The following is a 20,265-nucleotide window of genomic DNA, read 5'->3' on the forward strand; positions in this document are numbered from 1 at the left end:
AACCCTGCCGCTGCGCATACAATAGAGCCCATTGAAAAGAGCCCGGCCTGGCCGGAGAGATTGTATGACTGTTTCGGTTTTTGACTACGAGGCGGAGCTGCTGGCCTGCGCCGCAGGCGATCAAGCCGCCTTTCATGCCTTATACCACCACGAGGCCCCCATCATGCGGGCCCTGGTGCTGGCAATGCTGGGCACCCCGGATCAAGCGGATGCCGTACTGCACGAAGCCTTTACCCTGATCTGGCGCAACGCCTCGGGCTACAGCCCCACGATTGGCACGGCGCGCGCCTGGATTTACAGCATTCTGCGCTACCGGGCATTGGCCCACCTGCGCCGCCTGCGCCAGGACGGCGTCACCGATGCGGAGCTTCTGCCACTCCCCACCCTGGCCCTGCAGCCAGGGCTGGTCGAAGGCGCGCTGACCAGCCTGCCTGGGCCGCAGCTTGATGCCCTGCTGCAGGCTTACCTGCACGGCGGCGACCCGGCCCGCATTGCCGCCAGACTGGGCCGATCCGAACCCGACATACAGGCTTCCATCGAGACTGTGCTGACGCATATCGACAAGGCGGTACACGCATGAAATCCCACCGCGCATATTCTGACCACGAAATCGCCTGCTACGTGCTGGGGCTGGACATGCATCACCAGACCCAGGATATCCAGGCACGCCTGGCGCACGATGATGCCGCTGCCGCCCGAGCCCTGAAATGGGAGGCTTATTTTCTAGGAATTGTGGATGGTCTGACACCCAGCGCGCCCCCTCCGGAACTGCTGATGCAGATCCAGGCCACACTGGGCATGGAACACATTCCGATCAGGGCTGAAGAACGCCCCCATACGGACCCAGCAAACCAGGTCGATCAGACGACGGCCCATGATACCCGCCAGGCCCGGCACTCGACACCCCGCCATGGCTGGGCCAAGCATCGACGTTTGGCGATGACCGCCGGGCTATGTGTCGCAGCGGGGCTGCTGGTGTTTTTGACCTGGGCCAATCTGCGCTCCACCACCAGCACCGTCGTCCAGCAGGATATCCAGCTGCCTAGCCAGCCACAGTCCTGATCATCAAAGCCTCAGCAGGCCTTCGGCCTGATTGCCGGATCGGGTGGTTTTCTCGAGTGCCTGACGCAACCGGTCCCGAACCGTTTGCAAATCATGCCGCAGAGACTGCAGCTCGGTGCTGCTGAGGCGCACTGCGGCGTCCTGGTCGTGCGGCATATCGGCGCCATCCCCCAGGCGATTGCGCGCACCGGCAATGGTGAAGCCCTGTTCGTACAGCAAATCACGGATACGGCGCACCAGCAGGACTTCGTGGTGCTGATAATAACGGCGATTCCCCCGCCGCTTGACGGGTTTCAATTGGGCGAACTCTTGTTCCCAGTAGCGCAGGATGTGGGGTTTTACCCCGCAAAGATCGCTGACCTCACCGATGGTGAAATAGCGTTTGGCCGGAATTGGCGGCAAAACCACGGCCGGCGTGACGATCGTCATACTGCACCCCCGTTGAGATCAATGCTGCCCTTGAGCTTCTGGCTGGCATGAAATGTGACCACCCGGCGGGCGGAAATCGGGATGACTTCGCCGGTTTTTGGATTGCGCCCAGGACGCGGGGGTTTATCGCGTACCTGGAAACTGCCAAAGCCAGAGAGCTTGACCTCGTTGCCCTGGACCAGGGCATCTCGCAGCTCTGAAAAGAATGTGTCCACGACGTCTTTTGCCTCGCGCTTGTTCAGGCCCACCCGCTCGAAGAGCATATCGGCCAGGTGTGCTTTGGTCAGGGTCCGATCCGTCATCACCTGCTAATCTCCTATGTACGCAACCGGGCCTGATGGCCCTGGACCAACGCCTCGATGAGGCGTTGCACGCAGTATTCGATCTGGCGTTCGTCCAACGTGGCATCCTGCCCCTGAAACCAGAAACGCAGTGCCAAACTACGCTGACCGGCGGTTGCCGTATCGCGCCAAATGTCGAACAGTTTAATGTCTTTGACGACCAACAGTGCATCGTCTTCCCGGATTTGATTCCAAAGTGTATCAAGCAGCGCCTGCCACGAGACATCGGCATCCACCCAGACGGCCAGATCGCGCACTGCCACGGGCTGACGCGAGAGCTCGGCCGGCTTAGGAAAAACCCGGGCGGCGATTGCCTCGGCGTCGATCTCGAACACAACGGGCGCGTGGGCAAGATCCAGCGCCTGAGCCCAGCGAGGATGAATTTCCCCCAGCCAACCGATGGCCTGATTATCCAGCAGCACCCGCGCACTGCGCCCCGGATGCAGGGCTGGGTGGCTGGCACTCTGAAAAACCAGGGCGGACGCCCGAGCACCCAGCAGCGTTTCCAAATCACGTTTCAAATCGAAAAAATCGACCTGGCGAACGGACTCACCCCATTGCTCCGGAACTGCCGGGCCCCAGGCAGCGCAGGCCAGATGGGTGGGCTGAGCCACCCCGGCCACAGCCAGATCGCCATCGGCCACGCGGCTGTCTCGTGCAAACACGCGGCCCAGCTCGAACACCCGCACCCGGCTCTGGCGGTGCTTGGCATTATGCGCAATATTGGCCAGCAGCCCGCCAATCAAGCTGGAGCGCATGACAGCCAACTGGCTGGCGATGGGATTCAGCAGGCGGATGGGATCAGGGTTAGCACAATAATTGGTCTCCCAGGCTTCCTCGACAAACGAGAAATTGATGACCTCCTGGAAGTCCAGGGCTGCGATGGCCGCACGCATGGCATGCGGGCCATACAGGGTTTCTGGCAAAACCCGCATCTGTGCAGGCGCCACCGGCGGCAAATCGGGGATCAGGTCAAAGCCGTGAATGCGGGCGACTTCCTCGATCAGGTCTTCTTCGATGACGAGATCGAAACGCGCAGGCGGCGGCGTGACGATAAAGTCATCGCCCTGCTGCTGAAACTGAAAGCCCAAGCGGGTAAAAACATCGACAACCTCGGAGGCCGGCAGCGTAATCCCCAACACCCGGGCGCAACGCGACAAGCGCATACGCACGGGTTCGCGCACGGGCAAGTTGATGATCTGGTCATCCAGAGGGCCTGCCTGACCACCGCAGATATCCAGGATAAGCTGCGTCATGATCTGCAAGTGATCGGGGATGGTGGAGAAATCCACCCCGCGCTCGAAACGATGCGCAGCCTCGGAGCTGAGTTTGAAGCGCCGCGTCAGGCCCATGATGGCTTCGGGCCACCAGAAGGCGGCCTCCAGGAAGACGTCGGTCGTATCCAGCGTGACGGCCGAAGCCTGACCACCCATGACACCGGCCAGGCTTTCCAGGGCCTGTTCCGTGCCGATGACGCCGACATCCGGGGTCAATTCGATGGTCTGGTCGTTCAGCAATGCCAGGGATTCGCCCGCCTGCGCCCAACGCACGGTGAGGCCGCCCGTGATGCGCTGCAGGTCGAATACGTGGGTAGGCCGTCCCAATTCAAGCATGATGTAATTGGAGATATCCACCAAGGCCGATACCGAGCGCTGGCCTGCGCGCTCCAGGCGGGATTTCATCCAGGCCGGCGTGGCGGCGCGGGCATTGACGCCACGTACGATGCGGCCAGCAAAGCGACCACACAGATCAGGTGCCTGCACGGTCACGGGCAAGCGGTCCTGAATCGTGACCGGCACCTGGGGCACAGCCACTTCGCGCAAAGCACAGCCCGTCAAGGCCGCAACTTCGCGAGCCACCCCCAGGATCGACAGGCAATCCGCACGATTCGGGGTGAGCTTCAGGGTGTAGATCGTGTCATCCAGGTCCAGGGCCTGACGCAAATCCATGCCTGGAGTCAAATCGGCAGCCAGCGCCAGCAAGCCTGCGTGATCCTGTGACAGACCGAGTTCGCGGGCCGAACACAGCATGCCGAAAGACTCGACCCCCCGCATCTTGACTGGGCCAATCTTCATGCCACCAGGCAATTCGGCCCCGACGCGCGCCAGGGGCACCATCAGGCCGGCGGCGGCATTGGGTGCGCCGCAGACGATTTGCAGCAGTGCTGCCGAGCCGTCATTGACTTGGCAAATACGCAGCTTATCCGCGTCCGGGTGTGGCGCAATGGTTTCGATCCGGGCTACCACCACCCCTGAAAAGGGCGGCGCATAAGGGTCTGCGTCTTCGACCTCGAGGCCGGCCATGGTCAGCCGATGGGACAAGGCCTGGCCGTCGATATCAGGGTTGGCCCAGTCCCTCAGCCATGATTCTGGAAATTGCATGATTCAGATTCCGTATTGCCGCATGCCAGCATGTGGTTTCCTGAGAAACCACATGTTAGACGTTGAATTGGCGCAAAAAGCGCAGATCGCCCTCGAAGAACTGACGCAAGTCATTGACCCCATAGCGCAGCATGGTGAGGCGTTCCAGCCCGGAGCCAAAGGCAAAACCGATATAACGCTCTGGGTCCAGGCCGAAATTACGCACCACTTGGGGATGCACCTGGCCCGAGCCGGAAATCTCCAGCCAACGCCCTTGGTTGGGTCCGGAGGTGAACATCATGTCGATTTCAGCCGATGGTTCGGTGAACGGGAAAAATGAAGGCCGGAACCGCAGCGTCAGATCGTCGGTCTCGAAGAAGGCCCGCAGGAAATTGGTGTACACGCCCTTCAGATCGGCAAAGGAAATATCCTCGGCGATCCACAGGCCTTCGACCTGGTGGAACATGGGCGAGTGCGTGGCATCGCTGTCCACCCGATAGGTGCGCCCCGGGGCGATGACCTTGATCGGGGGGGTATGCATGCGGGCATAGCGCACCTGCATGGGGCTGGTATGCGTGCGCAGCACCAGCGGCAGGCCGTCCGCGTCCTGCATGTCCACATAGAAGGTGTCCTGCATCGAACGCGCCGGGTGATTTTCCGGATTATTCAGGGCTGTGAAATTAGTCCAGTCGTTCTCGATCTCGGGGCCATCCGCCACGTCAAAACCGATGGAACGGAAAATCTGCTCGACACGCTGCCAAGTACGGATCACGGGGTGTATCCCCCCTGTACCACGACCACGGCCAGGCAAGGTCACATCAATGGTCTCGGCAGCCAGGCGCTGGTCCAGCGCGGCCTGGGCCAGTTCGGCCCTGCGCTGATTCAACAGGGCTTCGATCTGCTGCTTGGTCTGATTGATCTGGGCACCGCGGGACTTTTTTTCATCGCCCTGCAGACCGGCCAGCCCTTTGAGCAAGGCAGTCAGGGAGCCCTGTTTGCCCAGAAAGGCAGCTTTTTCGTTTTCTAGTGAGGCTGCATCCTGTGCCTGAGCAAAACGGCCCTGTGCCTGCCGGATGAGTTCGTCGAGCGTCGTGTCCATAATTTCTTCCAAAACGCAAACGGAGCCCAGGTGAGCTCCGTTTACGATGAGACAGAATCAAAAACGAAACTGTATCAATTAGGCCAGTGCGGATTTCGCCTGAGCCACAATAGCGGCAAAGCCAGCTTTGTCCTTGACTGCCATATCGGCCAGGACCTTACGGTCGAGTTCGATCGAGGCCTTTTTCAGACCAGCGATGAACACGCTGTAGGTAACGCCGAGTTCGCGGCAACCCGCATTGATACGGGTGATCCACAGCGCACGGAACGTGCGCTTTTTATTGCGGCGGTCGCGGTAGGCATACTGACCTGCCCGCATGACGGCTTGTTTCGCAATCCGGAATACATTACCACGACGGCCACGGTAACCCTTGGCGGCTTTGAGGACTTTTTTATGGCGTGCACGTGCAGTGACGCCGCGTTTGACGCGAGGCATTAGACTTCTCCGATCAGGCGAAAGGCAACATCGCCCTTACGGAGGCGACATCGGAATCATGGACAGCGGTAGAACCGCGCAATTGGCGCTTGTTCTTGGTGGTTTTCTTGGTCAGGATGTGACGTTTGAAAGCCTGGCCGCGCTTGATGGAACCACTGCCGCGCACCTTAAAGCGCTTGGAGGCGCCTTTTTTGCTCTTCATCTTGGGCATGACGATTACTCTTGTTGACTTGGCGAACCCAGGTGGCCCGAAAGACCGGACGCTTGGATGACCTGTAATCCGCAATCACATAACGACCCATCATGCGCAACATGCATGAATGGACCATTGCTTCTCGGCCCGCTACGAATAGCGAACTGAGAAAAGCCCTTGATTATAAGGTGATTTACTGGGTTTTGTCGAGTTTCTGTTCCAGCGCCTGGACACGGGACTCTAGCGCATCTACGCGCTGCAGCGCTCGCGTCAATAAATCGGCCTGGATGTCGAACTCCTCGCGGGTCACCAGGTCCATCCGGGAAAAGGTCTGAAGCATCAACGCCTTGAGATTGCGTTCGATGTCGGCTGCGGGAGTCTTGGCCAGCAGATCAGACATATTCTTCTGGAAATCATCCAGCCATTGATTGGGAGCGATCACAAAGGACTCCTGTGCGTTCTAAAACCCCATTTTAACGGCTGCGCCAGAATCAGGGCGAAACTGAATCGCCTGAGCCAGCAGCGCCACGTCCAATGCCTCGCTTGCCTGCAAATCCCCCAGGGTCCGCGCCACCCGCAAAACACGCTGCGTGGCGCGCGCCGACCAACCCCACATCTCGACCGTGCGGGCCAGCAGAGTTTCGCCATCCGCATCCAGACGGGCATGCTGGGCCAGCCCCGCCACATCCAGATCGGCATTCAGCCCCCCTTGGCGGGCCAGTTGGCGCTGCCGTGCCGCCAATACCCGTTCACGCACAGACGCAGAAGGCTCTCCTGCCGGCGCCTCGTGCCAGGCACTTTCGACCACCAGGGAAACATGCAGATCGATGCGATCCATCAGCGGACCGGAGACTCGAGCACGATAGCGCGCCACCCTATCCTGCGGGCAGAGGCACTGCCGTCGAGGGTGACCCAGCCAGCCGCACGGACAAGAATTCATCGCAGCGATCAGCTGGAAATGCGCCGGAAAACGACAGCTGCCTGCCGCCCGCGCTATGGTGACAGCACCGGTTTCCAGGGGCTCTCGCAAGGACTCCAGCGCCCTCCGATCGAACTCGGGCAGCTCGTCCAAGAATAAAATACCGTGATGTGCCAGACTGATCTCTCCGGGACGCGGATGGACGCCCCCACCCACCAGGGCCGAGCGCGATGCCCCATGATGGGGTGCTCTGAAGGGCGGCGCCAGCGACCACGAGTGCTGAGGCTGCAGCAGGCCATGAACTGCGGCGACCTCCAGGGCCTGCAAGTGGGTCAAAGGCGGCAGCAGGCTGGGCAGACGCTGCGCCAGCATGCTCTTGCCCACCCCAGGGGGGCCACTCATCAACAAACTATGCCCGCCGGCGGCGGCAACTTCCAGGGCACGACGCGCCAGGGCCTGGCCGCGTACATCGGCCAGACACAAAGAGGGCTCCTCGGCAATCCGCCAAGCTGCCGGGCTGGCGGCCTGCAAAGGCTGCTCGTCGCGAAAGTGGCGCACCACCTCGTCCAGGCTGCCCGCCGCCAAGACCCGAAGCCCAGGCACCAACGCAGCCACCTGAGCAGCGGGCGACGCCATGATCACAATCGCAGCGGGATCATCCCGCATGACCGCCAGGGCAATGGCCAAGGCGGACTCGGTCGGCACCAGGGTGCCGGTCAGGGACAATTCACCCGCCAGCACGTAATGCCGCAAGTCTGGGCTATGGCCCTGCTGATCAGCCACCTGTCCCGATGCCAGCAGCACACCCAGCGCAATCGGCAGATCGAATCGGCCCGAGTCCTTGGGCAAGTCCGCTGGCGCCAGATTGACGGTAATCCGCCCGGCAGGAAAGTCAAAACCGCAATTGAGAATCGCCGAACGCACGCGATCCCGGCTCTCGCGCACGCCGGCCCCCGGCAGGCCAACCACGGCAAAAGCAGGCAGGCCATTGCCCACATGAATCTCGACCTGGACAGGCCTGGCCTGCAGCCCGAACAAGGCCCGACTGGCCAGCACAGCGAGCGACATGACAACCCTCCAGAACAATGGCAGCAATACCAGCCACTATAAGCAGCGCAGGCGCAAAAAAGGGCGCCAATGCGCCCTTTTGTCCTAGCTCGTCAAGCCCTGCCTGTATCTTGGCGACGGGCGTATCCGAGTCGTGCTTATTCCTTGTTGCCAACCGCGCCCTGAATCGCGGCATCCGCCTTGGCGGCACCAGACACCACGGACTCGCGCGCACTGTTGGCAGCCTGCCCAGCTTTGTCTGCGAGTTCGCCAGCGCCGTCCTTGATGGCCTGACCGGCCTCGGACATTTTGTCTTTGGCCTGCTGAGCCGAGTCCTGGAGTTTTTCTTCCAAGGTGGGCTGCTGGACTGGCGCTGGGGTCGTGGAGTCTTGGGCCACGGGCGGCACGGGCGCCGGCGTGGGCGTCGATGAGGCGGAGGGTGCCGGTGCCGTGGAGGACGCGACAGGCGCAGCAGGCTCTTCAGTCTTGGAGCAGGCCGCCAACAGGCTCAAGGAAGCCGCCAAAGCAGCGATAGTCAACGTTTTATTCGTAATTTTCATGGTTTTTCCCCTATTTAAGATGATTGCATTCAGCTCGGTGCAAGTCCACATCGAATTCCCATGGCTCAAAACCGGGTTGCTGATCATTCTAGTGGGATCAAGTCTAGGGTAAACCCTGGCATGTAAGGACTGATTTCAGCCCTGCCCCCAGGGTGGCAGCCTATCCCCACCCCGCTTCACAGAGACAGCGCGCATAAACACCTGTCCAGGGCCTGAGCATGACCAGCACAACTCGACACAAAACTACAAGCTTTTCTACGCCCCCCGCTGTTTCTGTGCAAGCCCCGACAAGCACATGCCCACGGCGCACCAGTTCGACGCACCGTGCTTCAGCGTGGTGCAAACCCAGGCCATCGCCAAGCCGACGCCTTCTGATCAGCATTGGCATGAGTCTTGCTTTGCTTCATACGTACCCCCGACATCAGGAGCACGCATGAAACTGATCACCGCCATTATCAAACCCTTCAAGCTGGACGAAGTGCACGCCGCACTGATCGATATCGGCATACAAGGCATGACTGTCACCGAAGCCCGTGGTTTCGGGCGGCAAAAAGGCCACACCGAACTCTACCGCGGCGCAGAGTATCAAGTGGATTTTCTGCCCAAGCTCCAAGTCCAGATTGCCGTTTCGGACACCCAACTGGAACAGACGCTGGAATGCCTGTGCCAGGCAGCTCATTCCGGAAAAATCGGCGATGGCAAGATTTTCGTCACGCCGCTGGAACAAGTGATTCGCATCCGTACGGGCGAATCCGACGAAGCCGCTCTTTGAGCCTACCTCAAACATTGACTAGGAGTAACGACAATGGATAAAGCCGACGTAGTCTGGATGATGGCTTCGACTGTTCTGGTGTGGCTGATGTGCGTCCCCGGTCTGGCCCTGTTCTATGGGGGGCTCGCCCGGCAACGCCATGTGCTGTCGGTCATGAGCCAAACCCTGTGCACCTGCGCTTTAGCGATTTTTCTATGGTTTCTGTTTGGCTATTCTCTGGTGTTTACCCCGGGCACCGGCTTACTGGGGGGAATTGACCATCTGGGCCTGGCTGGCCTCTACCGGGCAGACGCCACCGACAACCTGCCGTTGTGGGGGTCCATGCCAGAACTCTTGTTTGCCCTGTTTCAGGCAACTTTTGCGGCCATTACCTGCGGCCTGATCACCGGCAGCATCGCCGAGCGCGCCCGCTTCGGGGCAGTCTTGTGTTTTACCGGCATCTGGTTTGCCTTGGGGTATCTACCCATCGCCCACATGGTCTGGGCCGAAGATGGCTGGCTGCACCTGCGGGGCGCCCTGGATTTCGCAGGCGGCACGGTCGTGCATATCAGCGCGGGAGTAGCCGGTTTAGTTGCGGCCTTTGTGATCGGCCCAAGGCTGGGCCATGGTCGACTGCCCATGCCGCCTCACAATCTGCCGATGAATCTGACCGGGGCTGCCCTGCTGTGGATAGGCTGGTTTGGTTTTAATGGCGGTTCAGCACTGGCCGCCAATGCGCAGGCCGTCCTGGCCCTGGCCAACACCCTGTTGGCAGCGGTCTGCGGTGTGCTGGCCTGGGCTGGAGCAGAGCGTCTGCTGAAAGGCAAAGCGTCTTTGCTGGGCGCCACCTCCGGGGCCATCGCCGGATTGGTGGGCATTACCCCGGCAGCGGGCCTGGTAGCCCCCAGCAGTGCCCTGCTGATTGGCGCACTGGCCGCCTGGGCCGTCTTTTATGGCGTGAATAGGCTCAAGCGACTGATCGGCATTGACGACGCCTTCGATGTGTTTGGCATCCATGCAGTCGGCGGCATCGTAGGCGCCTTACTGACTGGTGTTTTTTATTCAGCCAGCCTGGGTGGCCCCGGCCCAGCGGGGCTGAGTGCATTACTGAGTCAGACCTGGCGGCAGGTAGAAGCCATCCTGATCAGCATGATCTGGGCGGCGCTGGCGGCCGGCATCGCCGCTTATCTCGCCAACCGCCTGATTGGCCTTAAGGCCTCCGACGAACAGGAAACCCAGGGGCTGGACCAGACCGACCATGGTGAAACAGCCTATCCGACCTGATCTTCTTGCACTAAACGGGCGGCCAGGTCGGCTGCGAGCATGGGCCGCCCGTACCAATATCCCTGCCCATAATCGCAACCGGCCTTCAGCAGCAGTTGATGGTGTTCCTCAGTTTCGATGCCCTCGGCGATCACGCGCATGCCAAGCTGGTGGGCCATCAGAATGATGGCCTGGCACAGAACCAGATCTTCAGAACCCGCAGATAAATTACGCACAAAGCTCTGGTCGATTTTCAGCACATCCACCTTGAAACGCTTCAGATAGGACAAGGAGGAATAGCCAGTGCCAAAATCATCCAGGGCGATCTGCATGCCCGCATCTCTGAACACCTGCAGGCGGGCGGCGGATTCGTCTTCAGCCTCCAGCAGCAGGCGCTCGGTGATCTCGATAGCGATTGCAGACCCAGGCAGGCCATATTGCTGCAAAGCCTGCACCCAGGCAGTAGGATCCAGCCCTTCGTATTGAAACTGCGCAGGAGACACATTGATACTGAGTTCAAAATCAGCGTCAAGCGTCTGACGCCAAACCCGAGTCTGCTCCAGCACGCGCTCGTAGACCCAGTTGCCAATCGGCACGATCAGACCGCTGTCTTCGGCCAGCGGAATGAAGTCTGCAGGGCTGATCATGCCGCGCTCAGGGTGCTGCCAGCGCAGCAGAGCCTCGGCCTTGACGATGCGTCCATCGTGCATATTCACAATGGGCTGGTAGTGCAAGACAAACTCTTCCTCGTCCAGAGCCAATTGCATGGCGCGCAATAAATCTCGCCGAGTCTGGGCAGATTCACGCATATCGGCGGAAAACAGGGCGTATTGATTGCGTCCCAGATCCTTGGCCGCATACATGGCCAGATCGGCGTGCTTGAGCAGCGTGACCGCGTCTTCACCATCCTGAGGATAAAAAGTCACCCCCACACTGGCCGAAATATATACCGTTGTGGTGTTCAACGTATAGGGCTGCGCCACGGCCCTCAGGACCTTATCGCAAATCGGCATGACATCATCCGGATTGCTCAAGCCCTGGATGATCAGAGTGAATTCGTCCCCTCCCAACCGAGCCACCAAATCCGAGCCACGCACGCAACTCATCAGCCGACGCGATACCAGGCGCAGCAATTCATCGCCCTCGTCATGCCCAAAGGTATCATTGACTTCCTTGAAAAAATCCAGATCCAAGAATATCAAGGCAAACGGCAGACCGGAATCGCGAGACGTCTGGATGCAGCGCTGCAGATTTGTATGGAACATCTGGCGATTAGGCAACTGGGTCAGGTGGTCATAATGCGCCTGATGCCAGATGGAAGCTTCACGGCGACGCTTCTCGGTCACATCGGAGAACAGGCCAATACGGCAGTTGACGCTGCCATCGTCGTTGTATGACGTATTGATGGTGAGCTTTTCAACGAATTCTTCGCCGGACTTCCGCCGATTCCACAGATCGCCGCTCCAGCGGCCTGTCTCGGCCAAAGACTGCCACATCGCCTCATAAAACTGCATATCCTGGCGACCTGAATTCAGGAGGTTCAGGCGTTTGCCGACGACCTCGTCGACATGATAGCCAGTAATCGCCGTGAAGGCGGGGTTGATATCCTGGATCCTGGACATGGCCATCGACATCCGTGACCACCATGGCCTCGCTGGTATGGGCATAGACCAGGGCTGCGCGCTTGAGCGATGCGCGCTCGCGGGCGATTTCATCCAGCAGACGTTCGATGTGGGCAGCAGAGTCGTTCAAGGCCTGACCGAGCCGCCCTAGTTCGTCCCGCCGACGCAAGCGCGTGCGCGCACTGAAATTGCCGGCGGTCAATTGCTGGCACTGCTGCACCAGACGGTCAATGGGCAGCAGCACCTGATGAAATACGACGAAGTAAGCCAGCGCCAGCAACAAGATATCCAGCACAAACAGGGCAAAAGAGCTATAGAGGGCCTGCTCCTGCACCAACCGGGCATGCTGGATCAAATCCAGCATCAGGGCCTCGACGCTGTTGAGCAACTGATCGCTACTGGCCATGACCGGACTGGGGTCAGCAATAAAATGGCTGCGCCCATCCATATTCGCCTCTGAGGCCGCATGAAACTGGATGATGGACTGCTGGTAGATTTGCCAATCGCGCCCTACCCGGTTCAAATAGCGCGCCTGATCGTAAACAACCCCGGGGATGGTCAAATCAAAAACGGTGCCACCCGACATCAAGGCATGATAAGCCTGATCGAAGATAGCAGCCTGATGCTGAAATCGGTGGCCGTTCAGGCTGGGGACCATGGACCCGGCCAGGGCTTCAAGGGCAATGCGCTGACTGAGCATGCGCATCTTGCCGGCCACATTCACCGTCGAGGCCACATTGTCCGACTCATTGAGCAGTGAGCGGACAATGATGATATTGCTGACTGCCAATAAAACAACCAATGCGAAGGACAGCAATACCTTTTGTCTAAGGGTTTGGAATCCAAAAATACCGATACGCGGGCGGGCGACCGGAGCAGATGAAATCATGTGGTTCTCTAGGTCATCAGTCTGACGGCACAGGCTCGCCGCTCTGGCACAGTGTAATTGCCCTTACTACAGACAGGGATACGGAGAAAAATAAAATGCCGGATTAATTGATCCGTATCAAGCTGAGAGCGCACTCAGGTCGATGCGTTCGGCCCGATTCAGGGCGGAGGCGACCTTGACCCGCAAGGCATTGGAGTGCGCCTGACGAATTTCTTTCTTGACGTCCAGCAACTGCTGGGGATGCATGGAAAAACCTGTCAGGCCCAAACCCAACAACATGCGTGTGACACGCACATCGCCCGCCATTTCACCGCAGACCGAGACGGGCTTGCCCACGCGTTCGCCAGCATTGATGGTATGTGCGATCAGCCGCAAGACGGCCGGATGCATAGGATCGTACAAGGAAGCCACATCCCTGTCGCCTCGATCAATGGCCAGCACGTACTGGATCAGATCATTGGTCCCGATCGATAAAAAATCAAGCGTTTCAGCAAAAGGCTCGATGGCGATGGCCATAGCGGGGATCTCGACCATGGCCCCCAGCTGCACCTGGGTATCATGCGCAACCCCAGCGGCAGCAAGTTCGTCAGCAGCGCGCGCCAACGCCCGGCGCACGGCCACGATCTCGTGCATATGCGACACCATCGGAATCAAGATCCGCACTGGACCATGCGCAGCCGCGCGCAACAAAGCCCGCAGCTGCGTATTGAAAAGCTCTGGCTTGGCCAGGCAATAACGAATGGCCCGCAGGCCTAGCGCTGGATTGGTGGCTACCGTGGCCTCGCCATCCAGCGTCTTGTCCGCCCCGATATCCAGCGTCCGAATGGTCACGGGGCGCCCAGCCATGGTCCGCACCACGGAAGCATAGGCCTGATATTGCTCGTCCTCGGAGGGCAGTATTGCGCGCCCCATAAAAAGGAATTCGCTGCGGAAAAGACCTATGCCTTCGGCCCCGGCGGCCAGCGCATCGGCGGCTTCTTCGGGCAGTTCTATATTGGCCTGCATGCAAATCCGGATGCCATCCAGCGTGACAGCCGGCGCAAAGCGCAGCGCCTTGAGTTCATCGCGTTCGCGCAAGAACGCGGCCTGGCGGTTTTCGTATTCTTGGAGAATAGTTGGCGACGGATTCACGATCACCACGCCATTGAGGCCATCGACGATCAGCCAATCACCGTCACGCACCAGGGCGCGCACCAGCCCCATGCCCACCACCGCCGGCACATTCATGCTGCGCGCCACAATGGCCGTGTGCGAGGTGGCCCCTCCCAGATCCGTCAAAAAGGCACCGAATTTTCCACCACGCAGCCGCATCATGTCAGCCGGCGAAATATCGCGCGCCACGACGATCAGGCTGTCCTCGGTGTCCAGCGCATCCAGATCGGGCAGCCACTGGGCCGAACCCGACAGTACCCGCAAAACGCGCTCGATCACCTGGCGCACGTCGGCGCTGCGTTCGCGCAAATAGGCATCCTCCATCAGGGCGAATTGCTCGGCCAGCATCTGCCCTTGAGTGGTCAACGCCCATTCGGCGTTATATTGGCGCTCGTCAATCAACTGGCAGACGGACTGAACCAGCATCGGGTCCTGCAGCAGCATGGCATGCACTGACAACAACACCCCCAATTCGCGCGGCGCATCATCGGGCAAAGTGTCGACCATCAGGTGTAAATCAGCGACGGCGGCATCCAGCGCCTGGCATAAGCGCTGTTTTTCGGTCGGGATATCCTCATCGGCCACACGGTAATGAACGACCTCGAGGGCGGCGGCGCTCATGACTACAGCACGGCCGATGGCATAGCCACGAACGACTCCCTGGCCATACAAGCAGAGAGACGAGGCCAAGCCTCGCCGGACAGATTCGGCGGTTTGAGCAGCAATCATGGTGTCGGAATTATTCGGTTTCGCCAAATTTTCCATTGAACAACGCCTGGATATCGCTAAGGGCCTGATCTTCATCAGCACCCAGGGCCTCGACTTTCACGCTGACCCCCAGACCGGCCGCCAGCATCATCACACCCATGATGCTTTTGGCGTTGACCCGCTGGGCCCCGCGAGCAATGAATATCTCGCTGCTATAGCGGCCCGCAAGCTGAGTGAGTTTTGCGGCAGCACGCGCATGCAGGCCAAGCTTATTGGAAATCACCAGATCAATGGATGGCATGGGCAGGCTCCGGGTTCAGCAATCGGGAGGGGGGTCGGCATTGACGATCCCGCGCAGCGCCCCCTGTCGCACGCGTTCACTGAGGGATTCCGGGCATTCCTGCTGCTCGGTGAGGGCTTTGAGCACCATGCACGCATTGGTCCCTGTCAATAAGTGAATGATATAGCCTTCGTCGAGAGACTGGCGCAAGACCTGGGCAGCAATATTGAAGGGTGTGGCGCCATAGAGGTCACAAAGCATCAGAATAGGCTGATCTACCGGGCCACCTCGGACCCAGCCCAACACCCGATCAGTCTGCTCCTGGGGCGGCGCATCGGGCTCTATGTCGAAGACCTGGAGATCAGGCACCCGTCCCAGCACATGCTGCGCACAATCACGAAAAGCCGAACCCAGCGGCTGATGCATGATCAGGGCCAGACGGGTATTCATGTGTCAGGCCTCAACGCCTGCTGCAAGGCATCGACAAAACACCCCGCAACATCAAAACCGGTCTGCTCGGTGATTTCAACAAAACAGGTGGGGCTGGTGACATTGATTTCGGTGATGTACTGACCGATCACATCCAACCCGATCAGCAGCAAGCCACGCGGCGCCAATCGGCTGCCCACCGCCAGCGCCAGCGCTCGGTCATGCTCGGTCAGCGCTTGAGCAACGCCCCGCCCTCCTGCCGCCAGATTACCGCGCGTCTCGCCCTGCAGCGGCAAGCGGGCCAGCGCATAAGGAACAGGCTGGCCACCAATGATCAGAATGCGTTTATCGCCCTGAGCGATCTCGGGGATGTAGCGCTGCGCCATGATGGTCTGGGTGCCCAGCGCCGTCAGAGATTCCAGGATGGCGCCTAAGTTGGGTTCGTTCGGCTGCAGGCGAAAGATACCGCTGCCGCCCATGCCATCCAGCGGCTTGACGATGACATCCTGGTGTTGCTGATGAAAGCCTCGCAACCGCGCCATATCCCGACTGACCAACGTGGGCGTCGTATGTTCGGCAAATTCGGTGATGGCGAGTTTTTCTGGATGATTGCGGATAGCCGAACCCGTGTTGAACACCCTGGCCCCCTGGGCCTGGGCGTAATCGAACAGATGCGTCGCATAGACGTATTCCATATCGAATGGCGGGTCCTTGCGCATCAGCACCGCATCGAAATCAGCCAGATCGGATTCAGTGGCGGGATCGGGCTGACGCCACCAGTCATGCCCGTGCCAGTCCGGGTCCGCGCACAACTGAACGGCAACGGCGGCGACCCGTACACGGCCTTGGTCGATATACAGATCAGCCATCGTGGCACAGCTGAATCGATGACCGCGGGCAGCCAGGCTGCGCATGATGGCCACGGACGAATCCTTCCAGGCCTTCAGGCCGGGCAATGGATCGATGACGAACAATACGTGCATGATGAACCTATGAAACGTCAAGCAAACCGAAACCGATACAGTTCTGTCAGAAGCAAGGGCCTGACCACAGCGCCCGGTTTTTAGCTGGCCTTGCGGCGCGGTGCCAGCACCATGACCATCTGACGGCCTTCAAGCTTGGGCATCGCCTCGACTTGGATGAGTTCGCCGAGATCATCGCGCACGCGTTCGAGCACGCGCATGCCGAGTTCTTGGTGGGCCATCTCGCGACCACGGAAACGCAGCGTGACCTTGGCCTTGTCGCCGTCCTCGATGAAGCGGCGCAGATTGCGCAGTTTGACCTGGTAGTCGCCTTCGTCGGTGCCGGGGCGGAATTTGACTTCCTTGACCTGGATGATTTTTTGTTTGGCCCGGGCCTCGGCCTGGCGTTTTTGTTCCTGGTATTTGAACTTGCCGTAATCCATCAGCCGACACACGGGGGGCGCGGCAGTGGGGGCGATTTCAACCAGGTCTACGTCTTGCTCTTCGGCCATGACCAAGGCTTCGGCGGTACGGACGATACCAAGCTGTTCGCCCTCGACGCCGATCAGACGGACTTCGGGAATACGGATTTCACCGTTGACGCGGTGTTTCTTTTCGGTTGCGATGTCAAAGACTCCTGTGAGTTTATAAAAATAAGGGGATCAGGCCTGCTGGCCTGATTCTGCCCCAGTCTGGCGGGCATCAATATCATGCTGGAGGCGGGCGGAAAAGTCGGCCAACGACATGCTACCCAGGTCCTGTTTGCCGCGACCACGGACGGCCACAGCGCCGACCTCGCGTTCTTTATCGCCAACAACCAGAATATACGGAATTTTCTGCAAGCTGTGTTCGCGGACCTTACGGGTGATTTTTTCACCACGCAGGTCGGAAAACACCCGATAACCTTGTTTGACCAAGGTCTTTGCGACCTGATCCGCGTAATCGGCCGAGCCATCGGAGATACAGCAGACCACCGCGTGGTGGGGTGCCAGCCAGGCAGGCAGCGCACCGGCGTGGTTTTCGATGAGCATGCCGATAAAGCGTTCGAACGAGCCCAGAATGGCACGGTGCAGCATGACTGGCGTGCGGCGTTGATCCTGCGCATCGACGTATTCGGCCCCCAGACGCGCCGGCATGGAAAAATCCACCTGGATCGTGCCACACTGCCAATGACGGCCAATGGCGTCTTTCAGAGTGTATTCGATCTTGGGACCATAAAAAGCGCCCTCGCCCTCGGAGACCTGATAGTCACAGTCAGCCAGATCCAGGCTATCCATCAGGGCTTTTTCAGCCTTGTCCCAGACTTCGTCTGCGCCAATGCGTTTTTCAGGGCGCGTAGCGACCTTATAGAGAATTTCAGTAAAGCCAAAATCCGCATAGACCTGCTGCAGCAGTTGGGTAAACGCGGCGCATTCTTTCTGTAGCTGATCTTCGGTACAGAAAATGTGGCCATCGTCCTGGGTGAAACCACGCACCCGCATCATGCCATGCAACGACCCAGAGGGTTCGTTGCGGTGACATTGGCCGAACTCGCCGTAGCGCAAGGGAAGCTCACGATACGAATGCAGGCCGGCATTGAAAATCTGGACATGACCGGGGCAGTTCATGGGTTTCAGGCCATACACGCGGTTCTCGGACTCCGTCGTGAACATGTTTTCCTGGTAGTTATCCCAGTGACCGGTTTTTTTCCAAAGCGACAGGTCCAGAATTTGCGGGGCTTTGACTTCTTGGTAGCCATTGTCCTGGTAGACCCGGCGCATGTACTGTTCGACTTGCTGCCAGACCGTCCAGCCCTTGGGGTGCCAGAAGATCAGGCCAGGGGCTTCGTCTTGGAAATGAAACAGGTCAAGCTCGCGGCCAATGCGGCGATGATCGCGCAATTCGGCTTGTTCGAGCATATGCAGATAGGCATCCTGGTCGGCCTGACGGGCCCAGGCCGTGCCATAAATGCGCTGCAGCATTTCGTTCTTGCTGTCGCCACGCCAATAGGCGCCAGCAACCTTCATGAGCTTGAATACTTTGAGGCGGCCCGTGGAAGGCACATGCGGCCCACGGCACAGGTCGATGAAATCGCCCTCGCGGTACAGGCTGATTTTTTCCTGAGTCGGGATGGATGCAATGATCTCGGCCTTATAGGCTTCGCCGATACCCTGAAAAAACTTCACAGCCTCGTCACGATCCCATTCCTCGCGGGTCACGACCTCGTCCTGGCGAGCGAGTTCGGCCATTTTCTTTTCGATGGCCTGGAGGTCTTCGGGGGTGAAGGCGCGCTTATACGAAAAATCGTAATAAAAGCCGTTATCAATCACCGGGCCTATGGTGACCTGAGCATCTGGAAACAGGGATTTGACCGCATAGGCCAATAGGTGGGCCGTGGAATGCCGGATCAAATCCAAGCCTTCAGGGTCTTTGTCGGTGATGATGCTCAGGGCAGCGTCCTGAGTGATGACGTGGCTGGCATCCACCAGTCGGGCAGGCTGATCGGCGACAGCGACCTTGCCCCCCAAGGCGGCCTTGCCCAACCCGGTCCCGATCGACTTGGCGACGTCGAGCACAGAGACAGGATGATCGAACTCGCGCTGCGAGCCGTCGGGTAAGGTGATGCAAACCATGAATATACGTCCTGAAAATACAAAAAGCGGCCTGCGCCGCGTCGGAAAAATTGGAAATTGCCAAGCAGGTGGATATCCCTGAAGTTTAGCAACCAGACTGGCAACAATCAATTTTACCGGCTGATTTCATGTGGTTTGCAGCACAACCCTGGGCTTTGATTTTAAAATTGTTGCAAACAGCACAAAAAACCGCTGCATCCAAAGGGATAGCAGCGGTTTTTTAATTCTGGTAGGCAGTACTGGATTCGAACCAGCGACCTCTACGATGTCAACGTAGCGCTCTAACCAACTGAGCTAACCGCCTGAAGAAAGAACGAGATTATAGGGGTGTTTTTTTAGGCTGTCAAACCATGGCGGCCAATAAAATGCGCGCCCAGCGCTGGGCCGGCAAACCTGTGCGCAATTCTACCCTGGCCGCCCGGTTCAGCAAATCCGTGATGGACTGTTCCAGCACATGGCCTTTGAACGCCAGCACCACGGTATTGCCTTCGTCGATTTCCGGCAGACACAAGACCTGCCCTCCGAATGCATCGCGTATGCCCTGCAAATTGGGCTCGAAGCTAGTGTGATCGCCAAATAAATTGACCGTCATGACACCAGGTTCGTCCAGTACCCGAAAGCAATCCCGATAGAACGCCGGATCGCCGCACACAGGACCCAGCGCCTGACTGTCATAGAGATCCACCATCAGGGCACGATAGGCCCCGGCCCGCTGCGGGTCGGCCACCCAGTCGCGTGCGTCGGCATGATCAATGACCGAGCGCTCGCTGCCCGGCAAGCGAAAGAACGCCTGGCACATGGCCGTGACCCCGGGGTTGCGTTCTACCGTATCCACCCGGGAGCGCGTGTGGCGCAAGGTAAAGCGCAGCAAGGACCCCGCGCCCAGGCCAAGAATACCGATATGGTCGCGTGCCGAGGGCGAGACAAACAGCAGCCAAGCCATCATTTGCTGGGTGTAGTCCAAAACCAATTCGGAGGGCCGCGCCACCCGCATGGCGCCCTGTATCCATTCAGAATTGAAATGCAGGTAACGCACCCCGTCCTGCTCGGACAAGGTGGGCTGATCGGCCTCAATGGCGGCCTCGCGGGCAGTCAGGCGTCGGGTACGCGGCATGGTGCATCCAGTGAAAATTCAGGCGGCTGGCTTGCGAT

General features: G+C 59.3%; 22 protein-coding genes and 1 tRNA gene. 4 read left to right on the top strand and 19 right to left on the bottom strand.

What is annotated here, in order from left to right; translation table 11 throughout:
* Positions 1 to 64 precede the first annotated feature (64 nt).
* Together VDP81_RS01050 and VDP81_RS01055 are read left to right on the top strand one after the other, a co-directional pair.
* A complete protein-coding gene (locus tag VDP81_RS01050) occupies positions 65 to 580 on the top strand; it encodes a sigma factor (protein WP_323011299.1) in 516 nt (171 codons plus the stop codon).
* Positions 577 to 1,062, top strand: coding sequence for a hypothetical protein (locus VDP81_RS01055; protein WP_323011300.1), 486 nt, complete (start codon positions 577 to 579; stop codon positions 1,060 to 1,062). Before VDP81_RS01050 ends, VDP81_RS01055 begins: the two co-directional genes overlap by 4 nt.
* Positions 1,063 to 1,065: 3 nt before the next feature.
* Here VDP81_RS01055 and VDP81_RS01060 read toward each other — a convergent pair whose 3' ends face one another.
* The 9 genes from VDP81_RS01060 to VDP81_RS01100 form a co-directional block, all read right to left on the bottom strand.
* Entirely contained in the window at positions 1,066 to 1,491 is a 426-nt protein-coding gene (locus VDP81_RS01060) for a MerR family transcriptional regulator (protein WP_322994833.1), read from the bottom strand.
* Complete coding sequence (locus VDP81_RS01065) at positions 1,488 to 1,793, bottom strand: integration host factor subunit alpha (protein ID WP_322994832.1); 306 nt, start codon at positions 1,791 to 1,793, stop codon at positions 1,488 to 1,490. Before VDP81_RS01065 ends, VDP81_RS01060 begins: the two co-directional genes overlap by 4 nt.
* A gap of 14 nt (positions 1,794 to 1,807) precedes the next feature.
* Entirely contained in the window at positions 1,808 to 4,213 is a 2,406-nt protein-coding gene (gene pheT / locus VDP81_RS01070) for a phenylalanine--tRNA ligase subunit beta (protein WP_323011301.1), read from the bottom strand.
* A gap of 55 nt (positions 4,214 to 4,268) precedes the next feature.
* Positions 4,269 to 5,291 carry a phenylalanine--tRNA ligase subunit alpha gene (pheS, locus tag VDP81_RS01075; protein ID WP_322994830.1) on the bottom strand — a complete coding sequence of 341 codons (1,023 nt, stop codon included), beginning with the start codon at positions 5,289 to 5,291 and terminating at the stop codon, positions 4,269 to 4,271.
* 78 nt (positions 5,292 to 5,369) lie between these two features.
* Positions 5,370 to 5,726 carry a 50S ribosomal protein L20 gene (gene rplT, locus VDP81_RS01080; RefSeq protein WP_322994829.1) on the bottom strand — a complete coding sequence of 119 codons (357 nt, stop codon included), beginning with the start codon at positions 5,724 to 5,726 and terminating at the stop codon, positions 5,370 to 5,372.
* A 13-nt stretch (positions 5,727 to 5,739) separates the two neighbouring features.
* Positions 5,740 to 5,937: a 50S ribosomal protein L35 gene (gene rpmI, locus VDP81_RS01085; protein ID WP_322994828.1), complete on the bottom strand. Its 198-nt coding sequence runs from the start codon at positions 5,935 to 5,937 to the stop codon at positions 5,740 to 5,742.
* Between the two features lie 175 nt (positions 5,938 to 6,112).
* Positions 6,113 to 6,361 carry an accessory factor UbiK family protein gene (locus VDP81_RS01090; RefSeq protein ID WP_322994827.1) on the bottom strand — a complete coding sequence of 83 codons (249 nt, stop codon included), beginning with the start codon at positions 6,359 to 6,361 and terminating at the stop codon, positions 6,113 to 6,115.
* Positions 6,362 to 6,379: 18 nt separating this feature from the next.
* Complete coding sequence (locus VDP81_RS01095; RefSeq protein ID WP_323011302.1) at positions 6,380 to 7,906, bottom strand: YifB family Mg chelatase-like AAA ATPase; 1,527 nt, start codon at positions 7,904 to 7,906, stop codon at positions 6,380 to 6,382.
* Positions 7,907 to 8,043: 137 nt separating this feature from the next.
* Positions 8,044 to 8,445, bottom strand: coding sequence for a hypothetical protein (locus tag VDP81_RS01100; protein WP_323011303.1), 402 nt, complete (start codon positions 8,443 to 8,445; stop codon positions 8,044 to 8,046).
* Between the two features lie 433 nt (positions 8,446 to 8,878).
* Between VDP81_RS01100 and VDP81_RS01105 the strand changes: the two genes are divergently transcribed.
* Together VDP81_RS01105 and VDP81_RS01110 are read left to right on the top strand one after the other, a co-directional pair.
* Complete coding sequence (locus tag VDP81_RS01105; protein ID WP_322994824.1) at positions 8,879 to 9,217, top strand: P-II family nitrogen regulator; 339 nt, start codon at positions 8,879 to 8,881, stop codon at positions 9,215 to 9,217.
* A 33-nt stretch (positions 9,218 to 9,250) separates the two neighbouring features.
* Complete coding sequence (locus VDP81_RS01110; protein WP_323011304.1) at positions 9,251 to 10,480, top strand: ammonium transporter; 1,230 nt, start codon at positions 9,251 to 9,253, stop codon at positions 10,478 to 10,480.
* On the opposite strand, the gene VDP81_RS01115 is transcribed toward VDP81_RS01110, so the two are convergent.
* From VDP81_RS01115 to VDP81_RS01160, 10 genes are all read right to left on the bottom strand, one after another.
* Positions 10,468 to 12,072: a putative bifunctional diguanylate cyclase/phosphodiesterase gene (locus VDP81_RS01115; protein WP_323012376.1), complete on the bottom strand. Its 1,605-nt coding sequence runs from the start codon at positions 12,070 to 12,072 to the stop codon at positions 10,468 to 10,470. The two genes, VDP81_RS01110 and VDP81_RS01115, sit on opposite strands and share 13 nt — an antisense overlap.
* Positions 11,960 to 12,970 carry a type IV pili methyl-accepting chemotaxis transducer N-terminal domain-containing protein gene (locus VDP81_RS01120; protein WP_323011305.1) on the bottom strand — a complete coding sequence of 337 codons (1,011 nt, stop codon included), beginning with the start codon at positions 12,968 to 12,970 and terminating at the stop codon, positions 11,960 to 11,962. The genes VDP81_RS01115 and VDP81_RS01120 overlap by 113 nt, the downstream gene beginning before the upstream one ends.
* Positions 12,971 to 13,087: 117 nt before the next feature.
* Positions 13,088 to 14,851 (bottom strand): phosphoenolpyruvate--protein phosphotransferase, encoded by a 1,764-nt coding sequence (ptsP, locus tag VDP81_RS01125; protein WP_323012377.1) that lies wholly within the window; start codon positions 14,849 to 14,851, stop codon positions 13,088 to 13,090.
* Between the two features lie 10 nt (positions 14,852 to 14,861).
* Positions 14,862 to 15,131: an HPr family phosphocarrier protein gene (locus tag VDP81_RS01130; protein WP_322994821.1), complete on the bottom strand. Its 270-nt coding sequence runs from the start codon at positions 15,129 to 15,131 to the stop codon at positions 14,862 to 14,864.
* Positions 15,132 to 15,146: 15 nt separating this feature from the next.
* Positions 15,147 to 15,560 carry a PTS sugar transporter subunit IIA gene (locus VDP81_RS01135; RefSeq protein ID WP_322994820.1) on the bottom strand — a complete coding sequence of 138 codons (414 nt, stop codon included), beginning with the start codon at positions 15,558 to 15,560 and terminating at the stop codon, positions 15,147 to 15,149.
* The gene (gene gshB, locus VDP81_RS01140; RefSeq protein ID WP_322994819.1) at positions 15,557 to 16,522 is read right to left on the bottom strand and encodes a glutathione synthase; all 966 of its coding nucleotides are present in this window, start codon (positions 16,520 to 16,522) and stop codon (positions 15,557 to 15,559) included. The genes VDP81_RS01135 and gshB overlap by 4 nt, the downstream gene beginning before the upstream one ends.
* Positions 16,523 to 16,602: 80 nt before the next feature.
* Entirely contained in the window at positions 16,603 to 17,127 is a 525-nt protein-coding gene (gene infC, locus VDP81_RS01145; RefSeq protein WP_322995365.1) for a translation initiation factor IF-3, read from the bottom strand.
* Between the two features lie 36 nt (positions 17,128 to 17,163).
* The gene (gene thrS / locus VDP81_RS01150; RefSeq protein ID WP_323011306.1) at positions 17,164 to 19,113 is read right to left on the bottom strand and encodes a threonine--tRNA ligase; all 1,950 of its coding nucleotides are present in this window, start codon (positions 19,111 to 19,113) and stop codon (positions 17,164 to 17,166) included.
* Positions 19,114 to 19,340: 227 nt separating this feature from the next.
* Positions 19,341 to 19,417: transfer RNA gene (locus VDP81_RS01155), tRNA-Val, on the bottom strand.
* A gap of 39 nt (positions 19,418 to 19,456) precedes the next feature.
* Positions 19,457 to 20,227 (bottom strand): spermidine synthase, encoded by a 771-nt coding sequence (locus VDP81_RS01160; protein ID WP_322994817.1) that lies wholly within the window; start codon positions 20,225 to 20,227, stop codon positions 19,457 to 19,459.
* Positions 20,228 to 20,265 lie beyond the last annotated feature (38 nt).

The organism is Castellaniella sp. (genome assembly GCF_034675845.1).
Lineage (GTDB): Bacteria > Pseudomonadota > Gammaproteobacteria > Burkholderiales > Burkholderiaceae_B > Castellaniella.

Coding starts and splice junctions, on each gene's coding strand:
- VDP81_RS01050 (WP_323011299.1), top strand. CDS start 65: ATGACTGTTTCGGTTTTTGACTACGAGGCGGAGCTGCTGGCCTGCGCC.
- VDP81_RS01055 (WP_323011300.1), top strand. CDS start 577: ATGAAATCCCACCGCGCATATTCTGACCACGAAATCGCCTGCTACGTG.
- VDP81_RS01060 (WP_322994833.1), bottom strand. CDS start 1,491: ATGACGATCGTCACGCCGGCCGTGGTTTTGCCGCCAATTCCGGCCAAA.
- VDP81_RS01065 (WP_322994832.1), bottom strand. CDS start 1,793: ATGACGGATCGGACCCTGACCAAAGCACACCTGGCCGATATGCTCTTC.
- pheT (WP_323011301.1), bottom strand. CDS start 4,213: ATGCAATTTCCAGAATCATGGCTGAGGGACTGGGCCAACCCTGATATC.
- pheS (WP_322994830.1), bottom strand. CDS start 5,291: ATGGACACGACGCTCGACGAACTCATCCGGCAGGCACAGGGCCGTTTT.
- rplT (WP_322994829.1), bottom strand. CDS start 5,726: ATGCCTCGCGTCAAACGCGGCGTCACTGCACGTGCACGCCATAAAAAA.
- rpmI (WP_322994828.1), bottom strand. CDS start 5,937: ATGCCCAAGATGAAGAGCAAAAAAGGCGCCTCCAAGCGCTTTAAGGTG.
- VDP81_RS01095 (WP_323011302.1), bottom strand. CDS start 7,906: ATGTCGCTCGCTGTGCTGGCCAGTCGGGCCTTGTTCGGGCTGCAGGCC.
- VDP81_RS01100 (WP_323011303.1), bottom strand. CDS start 8,445: ATGAAAATTACGAATAAAACGTTGACTATCGCTGCTTTGGCGGCTTCC.
- VDP81_RS01105 (WP_322994824.1), top strand. CDS start 8,879: ATGAAACTGATCACCGCCATTATCAAACCCTTCAAGCTGGACGAAGTG.
- VDP81_RS01110 (WP_323011304.1), top strand. CDS start 9,251: ATGGATAAAGCCGACGTAGTCTGGATGATGGCTTCGACTGTTCTGGTG.
- VDP81_RS01120 (WP_323011305.1), bottom strand. CDS start 12,970: ATGATTTCATCTGCTCCGGTCGCCCGCCCGCGTATCGGTATTTTTGGA.
- ptsP (WP_323012377.1), bottom strand. CDS start 14,851: ATGATTGCTGCTCAAACCGCCGAATCTGTCCGGCGAGGCTTGGCCTCG.
- VDP81_RS01130 (WP_322994821.1), bottom strand. CDS start 15,131: ATGCCATCCATTGATCTGGTGATTTCCAATAAGCTTGGCCTGCATGCG.
- VDP81_RS01135 (WP_322994820.1), bottom strand. CDS start 15,560: ATGAATACCCGTCTGGCCCTGATCATGCATCAGCCGCTGGGTTCGGCT.
- gshB (WP_322994819.1), bottom strand. CDS start 16,522: ATGCACGTATTGTTCGTCATCGATCCATTGCCCGGCCTGAAGGCCTGG.
- thrS (WP_323011306.1), bottom strand. CDS start 19,113: ATGGTTTGCATCACCTTACCCGACGGCTCGCAGCGCGAGTTCGATCAT.
- VDP81_RS01160 (WP_322994817.1), bottom strand. CDS start 20,227: ATGCCGCGTACCCGACGCCTGACTGCCCGCGAGGCCGCCATTGAGGCC.